At 61.8% G+C, this 12,493-nt stretch carries 10 protein-coding genes; 5 read left to right on the top strand and 5 right to left on the bottom strand.

What is annotated here, in order from left to right:
- Positions 1-61: 61 nt before the first annotated feature.
- The gene (locus AC5O5R_RS25420; RefSeq protein WP_494514817.1) at positions 62-4,735 is read left to right on the top strand and encodes a dermonecrotic toxin domain-containing protein; all 4,674 of its coding nucleotides are present in this window, start codon (positions 62-64) and stop codon (positions 4,733-4,735) included.
- A 13-nt stretch (positions 4,736-4,748) separates the two neighbouring features.
- Here the strand turns inward: AC5O5R_RS25420 and AC5O5R_RS25415 are convergent, their stop codons facing one another.
- From AC5O5R_RS25415 to gpmI, 4 genes are all read right to left on the bottom strand, one after another.
- Positions 4,749-5,516, bottom strand: coding sequence for a divergent polysaccharide deacetylase family protein (locus AC5O5R_RS25415; RefSeq protein ID WP_172219810.1), 768 nt, complete (start codon positions 5,514-5,516; stop codon positions 4,749-4,751).
- An 8-nt stretch (positions 5,517-5,524) separates the two neighbouring features.
- Positions 5,525-6,850 carry a S41 family peptidase gene (locus AC5O5R_RS25410; protein WP_172219813.1) on the bottom strand — a complete coding sequence of 442 codons (1,326 nt, stop codon included), beginning with the start codon at positions 6,848-6,850 and terminating at the stop codon, positions 5,525-5,527.
- Between the two features lie 78 nt (positions 6,851-6,928).
- Positions 6,929-8,236, bottom strand: coding sequence for a murein hydrolase activator EnvC family protein (locus tag AC5O5R_RS25405; protein ID WP_172219816.1), 1,308 nt, complete (start codon positions 8,234-8,236; stop codon positions 6,929-6,931).
- Positions 8,237-8,477: 241 nt separating this feature from the next.
- A complete protein-coding gene (gene gpmI / locus AC5O5R_RS25400) occupies positions 8,478-10,013 on the bottom strand; it encodes a 2,3-bisphosphoglycerate-independent phosphoglycerate mutase (RefSeq protein ID WP_172219819.1) in 1,536 nt (511 codons plus the stop codon).
- Positions 10,014-10,221: 208 nt separating this feature from the next.
- Between gpmI and AC5O5R_RS25395 the strand changes: the two genes are divergently transcribed.
- Genes AC5O5R_RS25395 through secB form a run of 3 tightly spaced genes read left to right on the top strand, consistent with a single transcriptional unit; the run spans position 10,222 to position 11,416 of the window.
- Positions 10,222-10,635 carry a rhodanese-like domain-containing protein gene (locus AC5O5R_RS25395; protein ID WP_172219822.1) on the top strand — a complete coding sequence of 138 codons (414 nt, stop codon included), beginning with the start codon at positions 10,222-10,224 and terminating at the stop codon, positions 10,633-10,635.
- A 1-nt stretch (position 10,636) separates the two neighbouring features.
- Complete coding sequence (grxC, locus tag AC5O5R_RS25390) at positions 10,637-10,891, top strand: glutaredoxin 3 (protein ID WP_003249204.1); 255 nt, start codon at positions 10,637-10,639, stop codon at positions 10,889-10,891.
- Between the two features lie 39 nt (positions 10,892-10,930).
- Positions 10,931-11,416 (top strand): protein-export chaperone SecB, encoded by a 486-nt coding sequence (gene secB, locus AC5O5R_RS25385; RefSeq protein ID WP_172219825.1) that lies wholly within the window; start codon positions 10,931-10,933, stop codon positions 11,414-11,416.
- Between the two features lie 163 nt (positions 11,417-11,579).
- Here the strand turns inward: secB and trmL are convergent, their stop codons facing one another.
- Positions 11,580-12,041: a tRNA (uridine(34)/cytosine(34)/5-carboxymethylaminomethyluridine(34)-2'-O)-methyltransferase TrmL gene (gene trmL, locus AC5O5R_RS25380; protein WP_172219828.1), complete on the bottom strand. Its 462-nt coding sequence runs from the start codon at positions 12,039-12,041 to the stop codon at positions 11,580-11,582.
- Between trmL and AC5O5R_RS25375 the strand changes: the two genes are divergently transcribed.
- Complete coding sequence (locus AC5O5R_RS25375; RefSeq protein ID WP_172219831.1) at positions 12,040-12,477, top strand: hypothetical protein; 438 nt, start codon at positions 12,040-12,042, stop codon at positions 12,475-12,477. The genes trmL and AC5O5R_RS25375 overlap by 2 nt on opposite strands.
- The last annotated feature ends 16 nt before the right edge of the window (positions 12,478-12,493 follow it).

Raw genomic sequence — 12,493 nt, 5'->3', positions numbered from 1 at the left:
TAGCGCGGGCACCGTGATTGCTTGCAGCAGCCTACCGGCTTTGCCATTGGAGGCCTGCTGCATGATCGCTCCCGACATTCCTACCTTCGACTTCAAACACGCTGCGGCCCTGCAGTTTGGTGATCGCCCGACGCTGCGACAGGTTGCCAGCGAGCAACTGCTCAAGGTGTTGCTGGCCGAACTGCCATGGCTGGCATTTGTCAGTCCTACCCTGATCAGCGCTGATCCGCTGATGCTCGATAGCCCGGAGCCCGACACGGACTATTGGACGACCCAGCCATTTGTCGACAGGGTGCTGCTGGCTCTGCTTGAACCACCGCCGCTGGATATCGAACCCGTCGACGGGCGTCACCATAATCTGGGGCTGTTGGCCACGCATCGCTTTGCCGGCTCAACCAGCGAGTTCGATACCCGCCAATTGAGCGGTGTGTCGAACGTGCTCGATAATCTTGTAAAACAGTTGCCTCAGCTTTTTTGTGAGGCGCAACTGGCCTACTGGAGCGAGCAGGGGAGCGCTGGGGTAAGCCGCGATCTTTGGTTACAGCTGCTGCTGAAGTCCGCTCTACTGCGTGGCTTGCCGTTGCAGGCGCTGGATAAAAAGGAGCAAGCCTGCATTCGCGGCCTGATCCGTGGCGGGGCAGATCAGCCCTCGGTATGGTTGGTGAAAGCGACTTTGACCAGCGCTACGGTGACCACCGAGGAAACATTGTGCAATTTGCTGGTGACCGGCGAGTGGGACGAGCAGCAGGTGGTGCTTTGGTGTGCGCCGTCGGGTGTGGTGCGAAGCTTCGGGTCGTTGGGCGCATTCGGCCGCGCCCTGCGTGACGAGCTAGCGCAACGCTACAGCTTCGAGCAGCTGAGTTGGACTCGCTACGCGGCCGAAGGCAACATTTTTGCTCAGCAGGTTTCACTGTTGCTCGAAACCCTGTTCAACAGGGTCGAGAGGTTAGCCTACCGGGGCATTACCGATGTGACGGAACTTGAGCAGCGCTTTGCCCAGTTGAGCGCCCCGTCATCCTGGTTCATCAGCTATGCCGATGATACCGCTGCGGTACAGCCCCCCCCCGGCTGGCGCAGAAGCACGGCTGAAAACAGCTTTGCCTGCCACGCCGGCTTGTTGCAACTTGCGCTCGACCAGCTCGATTCGGACGGTGTTGCAGCCTTGGATGGCGTCCAGACATTGAATGAATACGCCCGCGAGCAACTCGTTGAACAGATACACGCTGACTACAGTGACGACAGCTCGCCCGACGATTTGCTGTTGGACCTGTACCTGGCGCGTGGGGAGCCTGGCGGGCCGGCAGCAGGTGCGGGTGGCGGCGAGCCACTGGTATTCGTCGGCAGCAAGAGCCTTACTGAGTTCGCCATTGGCAATCTTGTCTCCCTGAAGGGCGCGGCTATCGAAAAGGTTCGCCGCCGAGACGGCAGTGAGGCGCCGCCGTGGCTGGACGCCGAAGCAGCCAGGCGATTGGTCACTCAGGTAGACATCGGTGGCCGTTATCCGGCCTATGTTGCAGGCCAACTTGATGACAGTGGCCGGCGGCCTGAACGGATAAGGCGCTTTGCAAGAGAGTGGCGCAGCGCGCTGCTACAGAGTGCCATCACTGCCAAGCTCGATGGCAAGGTGAAGGAGGGCGGGTTGCAATGCGTTGTCGACTATTGCGCAGGACATGTAGACCCAGACACCCCGCGGATGATGCTGGTTCCCCTGGCGTTCAGGCGTAGCCAGCACTCGCGTCAAAGTGATCCGGTTCATTGCATGTATATGTTGTTTTGCGCCGAGCCTTCTTTGGTACTGCTTTATCGGCCCTTGTTCAGGCAAGACACGCTTCGCGAGTATGCAAGCCTTCCCGCGGTGCTTGAACATGTGCGCGAATCCCGGCTGTTGCAGGCCGGCATCCTCGACTGGATGGACCCCGCCGTGCGCAGCGTCTACGACAACGGCGGTTTCAGTGAACCGCATGTCACTGCCATCGGCATCGACCCCTATGCGCTGCCAGAGCGCCCAGAGCCCGTTGAACTGGCGATTGAGTTCTGGCGGAATAATGTGGATGAAAGGCTTTACGCAGCTAACCGCGACGTCTTGTTGATGCTGGCGGACCAGCAGTCGGTGTCCAACGCAGAGAGCCGCTGGCAAACCCTGTGCGAAGGTGCATGGCTGTTGTTCGATGTGGCGACATTGCTGGTTCGCGGGCCGGTGGCCAGCGTGGCCTGGTTGGTACAATCGCTGAGCGCCTTGCAAGCGGACCTTCAGGCGCTTGAGCAAGGAAATGACTTTGAGCGGTCTGCTGCAATTGCCGACCTGTTGCTGAACATGGGCATGACCCTTTTGCATGCTCATCATCCGAAGCTGGAGGTTACCCCTGAGAGCGGGTTGCCTGATGCCTCGGCGTTCGAATGCCCTCCGCCACAGAGCGGAGCGTTTTCGGAGCTAGCGGTGAAGCCAGTTCAAAGCGCTGAAAACGCTGGCGAGGTTTTGCCCGCCTATTTCGGGCAATACACAGACTTTTCATTCCGAGGCCGCCAGGGGTTCAACTCGTTGCCCCTGCGTCAGAGGGAAAAGCTGCTGGCCATGCGTTCAAGCGTGTCACTCAACGGAGTCAAACCTCATACCGTGGGTGATGCGGCTGGCCTGTACCAGATGGGTGACAGCTACTATGCAAGCCTTGCCGGTGAGGTATATCGCGTAGAGCTTTCGAGCATCGGCGCGCGTGTGGTTGATGCTCAGGGCCGCTACGGGGCATGGCTGATTCCTTTCGATGGCGTTTGGCGAGTGAATGCGGGCATGGGTATCGGGGGGATGGAGGCTAGCGCCCTGAGCCTGAATATCAGCAAGCGCTTCAAGAAGCTGTCGTCCTCGGCCAGCGCGCTCGAAGTGCAGGCCCGCAGTCTGAGAACCGAATTCGCCACGCTGGGCAAGAGCATCATTGCGCAGCGGGATAAACTTTCAAAACTCCAAGGGATCAGGGCGGGTGCTCAGGCGAAAGTGGATGAGCAACCCCAGGGCAGTGATACTGCCGCTGCGCGGGCGGCCATAAGCCAATACGACGAGCGCATTGCGCAATGGCAAGCGGACCTTTTGAACCTGCGCAAAGAAACGGTCGCCAAGCTCGAGCAGGTACTGCACAAGGAAGAGCAACTGTTGCCGCTACTGACCGCCATGCAGGAGGCGAAGTACGCCACTGAGCGCGCAGCAGGGCATTGGGGAACGATCGTGCCGGAGACCGAGGTTGCGCTCAGGGTCCGGCTGATCCGCGACAGCCACTTCGTCTTCCGCGAGCTACAGACGTTGGCAGAAATCAGGGAGCTCAGCGAATTACAGGAGCGTCTGATAGCCGCCACGGGAGACGAAATCATCGAAGTCTATTTGCTGTGGCGGAGCAAACTCGAGGTGCTGGCAGGGTTCAAGGACCGTATGCTTCTGGCGTACGAACGTCTGGACAATCTCTTGGCCAATGCTTCTGATGAGCTCCAGATCAACGGTCTATTGGGCGGGGAGACGTTGACCGTCAGGCAAATGATCTCCTTGCGCAATGTCTCTACAGTTCAGTTGCGCTTCAATCAGATAATTACCCTGGCTGACCTGTCACTGCATGATGATGTTGCTGGTGTGGGAGAGACGCTTGCTACCTACAGAAGCGAACTCAAAGGTTCGTCACTGCGCAACGCTGCAGGCGCGCATGGCGTACTCGATTTTGTCAACCTGTCGGCTGAAGACCGCATTGGTATCCTGCAGGAAGCGTGGGACGAATACTCGGCGGCAATACTCAACAGTAGCAGCATCCTGACGGCCGGAGGGCAACACATAGAACCCGCCATGCTTGAGCGATATCGAGCACATGTCGAGAAGCTCAAACTGGATGCTGGCCGTCGTCTGGTCGAAGCCGTTCAGGAGCAGGAGGGGTCTGCAGCCACTGGCACGCGAGCGCCTTACAGTGCCTCCAGCGGCCAGCACCGGGTGGTACGCAACAACCAGGGGCAGTTGCTGATCGGTACTGAAGTCGAGCAGGACGGGCAGCGTATCGTCGAAATTCGCGAGTCCTTTTCCAACGAAGTCCTGGCCACATTCGACTGGGTAGACGGCCAATGGCGGCAACGACAAGCGCAGCCGATTCCATCGCCCGGGCCCGCCCCTTCAACGGATCTGGCAATGCGCGTACAAGCGCTGCTGGACGAAAATGCCGTTATCGAGAGCAAGGCCAAAGCCTATGTCGCCAACGACATCAAGGCGGGCTTGCTCGCTCAACTATTCGATGGGCAGCTCGAGAAGCTCGACCGGGTGGTGGCCGACTTGCGTGAAGAAGGCTCTGGCGACGCTTTGGTCAGGCAACTGGAAAGCGCTGCGGATCGGCTTCGGTCGGACAAAAACCTGCAACTGACGACGCTTTATACCGGCACACACTACCCCTCTGCCCAGGCATTGCAGTTCCTGCATCAGCAGGGGCTGATCAAGGTCGAATACATCGCAAGAAAGACGATGCACGACGGCAGCACGTTCGACGAGTACAAGATCATGCGCTTGACCAAACCCGGCGATTCTCAGGGCCGGAATCTGTGGGCCGCGCATTTTCATTTTCTGGCTGCTGATGCCTTTGCCGAGGAATTTACTCACGGTCACCTGAAGACGTGGCGCCAGCGCAGCATGAGCAACCGCGCGGAATCTGCTGCGGGTGAGCGGGTGCACCGCGGCAGGTTGACCCTGGAGCAGGCCAGGGGAATCATTCCTTTCGTTTGAGCAGGCAGGCCGTTCAGCGGTTGCTGTAGCGGCCATGCTTACCATGCGCCGGCATGGCCTGATTGCTTCGCTCGGCGATCATCTGGTGCAGTGTGACCAGGGTGATGCCTTGGCTTTTCAAGTGTGGCAGCTCGCGTGCCAGTACCTCGAGCGTCTGTGGATACGGGTGTCCGATCAGCACCGCCGAGCCTTGCTTGCGCGCCAGGGCAATGCCCTGCTGCAGCTGCCCGGTAATCGCCTCGGTGGTGCGTACGTCGTCCAGAAACACATCGCGCGAGACATGCGCCAACCCTTGCGCTTGTGCCTCGGCGGCCGCCACCGTGGCGGCGCTGGTGCGGCTGTCGACGAAGAACAGGTGACGTTGCTGCAACTGGGCCATCAGCCAGGCCATCGGCGCGCGCTGTGCGGTCATGCGGCTGCCCATGTGGTTGTTGATGCCTGCAGCGTAGGGGACCTTGAGCAGCGCGGCCTCCAGGCGCCTGGCCAGTTCCTCGATGGGCAGGCCCGGGTGCCAGGCGTACGGCCCGGTGGCCGGGTCCATGGGCATGTGCAGAATCACCGTCTTGCCGGCCTTGTGCGCCTGGCGGGCGAAGTCGCTGGCGTGGGGGGTGTCGGGCATGATCGCCATGGTTACCGGGCCGGGCAGGGCAAGGGTGCGGCGGTCACGCTCGGGGCTTTGGCCGAGGTCGTCGATGATGATGCTCATGTACGCCTTGCCCGCCGGTGCCGCTTGCGCGACACCGGCGACCAGGCAGAACAGCAGGCACAGCAGATAACGCATGGGCTGGATCATTTACCCGAGGTAATGTTCAGGCCCTTGAGCAGGCTCAGTGCCTGGCTCAGCTGGAAGTCGTCATCCTGCGGGCGCTCCTTGCGTTTGCTGCTGCCGGTCGGGCGGTCGGCGCCGCCGTTGCCGTTGCCAAGGTGGCCCTGAAGATCGGCTTCCTTGAAGTTGTCGGTGTCGATTTCGGCGGTGAGCTTGGCCGGGCGCACTTCAATGTCGGGGACAATGCCCTGGGCCTGGATCGAGCGGCCGTTGGGGGTGTAGTACAGCGCGGTGGTCAGCTTCAGGGCACGGTCGTTGGCCAGCGGCAGCACGGTCTGCACCGAGCCTTTGCCGAAGCTGTCGGTACCCATCAGCACGGCGCGCTTCTGGTCCTGCAGGGCCCCGGCGACAATTTCCGAGGCCGAAGCGCTGCCGCCGTTGATCAGCACCACCAGCGGCACGCCTTCGCTGGCGTCGGCCGGGTCGGCCGAGAAGCGCAGCTCGGAGTTGGCGATGCGGCCCTTGGTATAGACGATCAGGCCCTTGGTCAGGAAGTGGTCGGCCACTTCTACCGCCGACTGCAGCACGCCGCCCGGGTTGTTGCGCAGGTCCAGCACCACGCCGCGCAACTTCTTGCCGTTGTCCTTGCGCATCTTGGCCAGGGCCTTGCCGACTTCGTCGCCGGTCTTGACCTGGAACTGGGTGATGCGGATGTAGCCGTAGTCGTTCTCCAGCAGCTGGCTTTTCACGCTCTTGACCTGGATGACCGCGCGGGCCAGGGTGACATCGAACGGGTTACCGCCGTCGCGTACCAGGGTCAGGGTGATTTTTTCGCCGATCTTGCCGCGCATCTTGTCGACAGCTTCGGTCATGGTCTGGCCGCGGGTCGGGGCGCCGTTGATCTTGACGATCAGGTCGCCCGCCTGCACACCGGCACGCGAGGCCGGGGTGTCATCGATCGGCGACACCACCTTGATGAAGCCGTCTTCCTGGCCCACTTCGATGCCCAGCCCGCCGAACTCGCCGCTGGTGCTCTCCTGCAGCTCCTGAAAGTCCTCGGGGCCGAGGTAGGCCGAGTGCGGGTCGAGGTTGCTGAGCATGCCCTTGATGGCGTTTTCCAGCAGGGTCTTGTCGTCCACCGGCTCGACATAGGCCGCCTTGATACGGTCCATCACCTCGGCGAAGGTGCGCAATTCTTCGAGCGGCAGCGGTGCCTTGGCAGTCACCTCGGTGGCCGGTACGGCTGCCGCCGGAGCAGGCTGGGCCTTTTCCGCAGCAATGGCCAGGGGCGCGCCGACCGCCAGGGCGATGGACAGGGCCAGCTGGGTGAGACGAGGCGAGTGCAGCATGTCGAACGAACTCCTGATCCTGTAAGCGCTCCCTGCGGAGCATCGGTGCAGCCCTCAGGCTACCCCGTATAAATGTGACTAGCCCCGGCACCACTGCGAAGGGTCGGTAGGCCGGCCCTGCTGGCGGATGGCGAAGTACAAGCCTGCCGTGTCCTGGCCACCGCTGTCGCCAACGGTGGAAATGGCTTCACCGGCCTTGACGATATCACCGGCGCTCTTCAGCAGGCTCTGGTTGTGGCCGTACAGGCTCAGGTAACCGTTGCCATGGTCGAGAATGACCAGAAGCCCCGCGCCGCGCAACCAGTCAGCGAAGACCACCCGCCCGCCGTGCACGGCCCGCACCTGGGTGCCTGGGTTGGCGCTGATCATCACCCCGTCCCACTTGGCGCGTGCATCGCTGCCGCGGGCATCACCGAAGCGTGCCAGCAATCGACCATTGACTGGCCACGGAAGTTTGCCCCGTGCGGCAGAAAAAGCTCCGCCATAGCTGGCGCTGTCGCTGGAAACCATCGGGCCGAGGGTGGTGCGGGCCTTTTTCGGCGGCTCCACGGGTTCGCGGGCCTGGTCGCGGGCAGCGGCGGCGGCCAGGGCTTCCTGTTGGCGGCGTTTTTCGGCTTCCTGCTGGGCCAGCAGGGCTTTCTGGCGTGCTTCTTCGGCCTCGCGGGCCTGGCGCGCCAGGGTTTCCTCAATGGTCTTGAGGACTTTGGCCAGGTCGGCCTGGTCTTGCTCGCGCGCCTGCAGCTTCTGGTCGCGGTCTTTGACGTCGCTGTTGAGCTTGGCCAGCACCTGCTGGCGCTTGCCGCGCTCGGCTTCCAGGGCCTGGCGGCGGCTGTCGAGGTCGGCACGCTGGGCCAGCAGTTGTTCCTGCTGGCTGGAGATTTCCTGCTCGACGTTGGCCAGCTGGCGCAAGGTCTCGTTGAAGGTGCGCAGTTGCTCCAGGCGCGCCTTGCTCAGGTAGTCGTAGTAGGTGAGGGTGCGGGCGAACTTTTCCGGGTTCTGCTGGTTGAGCAGCAGCTTGAGGTATTCCTCACGGCCGTTGTTCTGATAGGCCGAACGGGCCTGGATGGCGATCAGCCGCTGTTGTTCAACGCGGGCGCTCTGGAGTTTTTTTTTCTCGGTATCAAGGCGCTCCAGCTCGCCCTCGGTCTTTTTTAGTTCTTGTTGCAGGGCCTCCACCTGCTTTTCCAGCTTGCCGATATCGGTCTCGGTAGTCTTGAGGTCCTTTTGCACACCGGCCTTTTCTTCCTGGAGCTTGCCCAGCGTCTTCTTGAGCTCGGCAATATCCTGGCGGGTGGCGTCCAGTTGCTGCTGGGTCTGCGCACGCTCGTCGGCGAAGGCCGGGCTGAGCAGGCATGACAGGGCTAGGAGAATCAGGGCGCGAAGCATGGGGTTTGGCGTACCAGGGATGGAGACTGGCCTAGTATGCCCGCCTGGGCAGGCAAAAAAAACGCCTCGCTGCGGGTGCAGGGGGGCGTTTGTCTGGAATTCATGTGCAAAGGGGCTGCTTTGCAGCCCAATCGCCGGCAAGCCAGCTCCCACAAAATCACCACAAGCCTTGAAATTGTGCACGTTACCTGTGGGAGCTGGCTTGCCGGCGATGGGCCGCAGCGCGGCCCCCTACTCAGAATCAAGCGTCGATCAGGATCGAAGTACCGGTCATTTCCGCCGGCTTTTCCAGCCCCAGCAGCTTCAGCATGGTCGGCGCGACATCAGCCAACACCCCGCCGTCACGTACCTTGACGTTACGCTTGCCCACATAGATGAACGGCACGGGCTCGGTCGTGTGCGCGGTGTGCGCCTGACCGGTGCATTCGTCTTCCATCTGCTCGACGTTGCCATGGTCGGCGGTAATCAGCGCTTCGCCGTCCACTTTGGCCAAGGCCTCGACAATGCGCCCGACGCAGGTGTCCAGCGCTTCAACCGCCTTGACCGCGGCTGCGAACACGCCGGTGTGGCCGACCATGTCGCCATTGGCGTAGTTGACCACGATCACGTCGTAACGCTGCTGCTCGATGGCTTCGACAATGCGGTCAGTCACTTCAGGTGCATTCATTTCCGGTTGCAGGTCATAGGTGGCGACCTTCGGCGACGGGATCAGGATGCGCTCTTCGCCTTCGAATGGCTCTTCACGGCCACCGGAGAAGAAGAATGTCACGTGTGCGTACTTTTCGGTCTCGGCAATGCGCAGCTGGGTCTTGCCGTTTTTCGCCAGGTACTCGCCCAGCACGTTGTCCAGGCTGGCCGGGGCGAAGGCGGCAGGGGCCGCGATTTTGGCCGAGTACTGGGTCAGGCCGATGTAGGCCGCCAGTTTTGGCAGGCGGGTACGGGGGAATTCGTTGAAGTCGGGCTCGACGAAGGCGCGCGACAGCTCGCGAGCACGGTCGGCGCGGAAGTTCATGAAGATCACGGCATCGCCGTCTTCCACCTTGACCGCTTCGCCGATACGCGTGGCCTTGACGAACTCGTCGCTCTCGTCACGGGCGTAGGCGGCTTCCAGGCCTGCCTGGGCGGTGTCGGCGCTGTACTCGGCGGTGCTGTCGACGATCAGGTTGTAGGCGGCGCTGACGCGGTCCCAGCGGTTGTCGCGGTCCATGGCGAAGTAGCGGCCGATGATGCTGGCGATGCGGCCCTTGCCCAGCTTGGCAAAGGTGGCGTCGAGCAGTTCGATGGACGATTGTGCGCTGCGTGGCGGGGTGTCGCGGCCATCGAGGAAGGCGTGCAGGTAGATCTTTTCCGCGCCGCGCTGCGCGGCCAGCTCGGCCATGGCCACCAGGTGGTCCTGGTGGCTGTGCACGCCGCCATCGGACAGCAGGCCAAGGATATGCACAGCCTTGCCGGCACTGGCTGCCTTGTCCACGGCGCCGGTGAGCACCGGGTTGTGGAAGAACTCGCCGTCGCGGATGGCCTTGGTCACCCGGGTGAAGTCCTGATAGACGACGCGCCCTGCACCGAGGTTCATGTGACCGACTTCGGAGTTGCCCATCTGCCCGTCCGGCAGGCCGACATCCATGCCTGAACCAGAAATGAGGCCGTGCGGCTGGTTGGCGCGCAGGCGGTCATAGACCGGGGTATTGGCGGCAAAGATGGCGTTGTGTTCGGGGATTTCACTGTGGCCGAAGCCGTCCAGGATAATCAGGACCAGGGGTTTGGGCGTACTCGTCATCAATCAAACTCACGGTTGTTCAAAGATGATAAAGAAACGCATTTTAGGGCAAATACGCCACCCACGGCGAATATTCGTCCCATTCCCCCGACCGGCGCACCCGTGGTAGCAACATGAAGGTTGGTTTTCCCGCCGGCCCGTCGGGCTTTGGTGGCACCATGGGGCTGTGTATACTGGCCGGCATTTTCAATCGCCTGGAACACCGCTGATGGTTGCTCACCTGATTCAATTCGCGACAGATCACTACATCCTGGTTGCGATCTTCCTCATTCTGCTGGTCCTGCTGCTTATCAATGAAATCCGTCGTGGCGGCCAGAGCCTGAGCAATGGCCAGCTGACTGCCCTGGTCAACGCCGACAAGGCCCTGGTGATCGACATTCGCCCGGCCAAGGAATATTCCGCCGGTCACATCGTCGGTGCGGTGAACATCCCGCAGGACAAGCTTGCCGCCCGCATGAGCGAGCTGGAAAAGCACAAAGAGAAGACCCTGATCATCGTCGATGCGATGGGCCAGCAGTCCGGCACGCATTGCCGCGAGCTGCTAAAAGCCGGTTACAACGCCGCCAAACTGAGCGGTGGCGTTTCCAGCTGGAAAGCCGATAACCTGCCCCTGGTGAAGTGATATGAAGCCTGTCATCGTCTATTCCAGCGACTACTGCCCCTACTGCATGCGCGCCAAGTACCTGCTCGAGAGCAAGGGCGTGGCCTTCGAGGAAATCAAGGTCGACGGCAAGCCGCAGGTTCGCGCCGAGATGAGCCAGAAGGCCGGCCGTACATCGGTACCGCAGATCTGGATCGGCAGCACCCATGTCGGTGGATGCGATGACCTCTATGCCCTGGAGCGCGCCGGCAAGCTCGACGCGCTGCTGGCGGCCTGATTTGCACTGCATTCAAAAACATTAGGATAAGGATCTGCCATGACTGACCAACAGACCAACGGCGCTGCTGCAGAAGACAACAGCCCGCAGTTCTCCATGCAGCGTATCTATGTGCGCGATCTGTCGTTCGAGGCCCCGAAAAGCCCGCAGATCTTCCGCCAGACCTGGGAACCGAGCGTTGCGCTGGACCTGAACACCAAGCAGAAAGCCCTGGAAGGTGACTTCCACGAAGTGGTGCTGACCCTGTCGGTTACCGTCAAGAACGGTGACGAAGTGGCCTTCATCGCTGAAGTGCAGCAGGCTGGCATCTTCCTGATCGCCAACCTCGATGCAGCTTCGATGAGCCACACCCTGGGCGCGTTCTGCCCCAACATCCTGTTCCCTTACGCCCGTGAGACCCTGGACAGCCTGGTGACCCGCGGTTCGTTCCCGGCCCTGATGCTGTCGCCGGTCAACTTCGACGCCCTGTACGCGCAAGAAATGCAGCGCATGCAGGAAGCTGGCGAAGCGCCGACTGTGCAGTAATCGCTGGCTCTATCAAGAAAGCGCCTTTCGGGGCGCTTTTTTGTTGCCTGTACCGGCCCTGTCGCCGGCAAGCCAGCTCCCACAGGTACTGCACAGGACCTGAGCTGTATGCGGTCCCTGTGGGAGCTGGCTTGCCGGCGACAGGGCCGGTACAGGCAGTTCATCAGCTCCCGGCAAACCCGTTCTGCCGCCACGCCTCATACACCGTCACCGCCACGGTATTGGACAGGTTCAGGCTGCGGCACCCTGGTCGCATCGGCAGGCGCAGGCGTTGCTCGGCCGGCAAACTGTCCAGCACGTCGGCCGGCAAGCCACGGCTTTCCGGCCCGAACAGGAACGCGTCGCCCGGCTGGTAGGCCACTTCGTGGAACGAGTGCGAGCCCTTGGTGGTAAAGGCGAACAACCGTGGGTTGCCCAGGCTTGCCAGGCATCCGGCCAGGCTCTCGTGGCGCTTGAGCGTGGCATACTCGTGGTAGTCCAGCCCCGCACGCCGCAGGCGCTTGTCATCCAGTTCGAAGCTGATGGGCTCGATCAGGTGCAGCTCGCAGCCGCTGTTGGCACACAGGCGAATGATATTGCCGGTATTCGGCGGAATTTCTGGTTGAAAAAGGATGACGTGAAACATGCACGGCTCCAAGCGTGAAGATGACGGGCATTCTACCCCTGAACCGGACGTGCGTTCGAAGGCGTTCCCGCGGGTGATGCTGTCGTTGGCGATTGTCGGCTTGATGGTCGGGCTGATGATCGGCCGCCTGACCGCGCCAGAGGAGCGCGAACTGCAGCAGGTGGCGGTGGTCCAGGACGGCCTGGAACTGTGGTTCAATGCAGAACCCAAACTGCATGGGGAGAATGTGGAAGGCACCGTTGCGCTGTTGTTCCAGGCCGAGGGCAAGGTCCAGCAGGGGCAACTTAGCTTGCAGGGCAAGCCCGTCAGCTGGCGGGTACAGCGGAGCAAGGAAGGGTTGTTGCTGACGGTGGTGGCCGCGCGCCCCCTGCACGGCGAGTGGGCCGGTGCAGAGGACGATGGGCGTTGGCGGGTGCAGGTGAAGCTGCACGAATAAAAGAGGGGATGTCCCG

The sequence above is a fragment of the Pseudomonas sp. 8_5_2 genome (genome assembly GCF_059295255.1).
The sequence above is the reverse complement of the archived record's forward strand: the minus strand, read 5'-3'. Positions and strand labels throughout refer to the sequence as shown.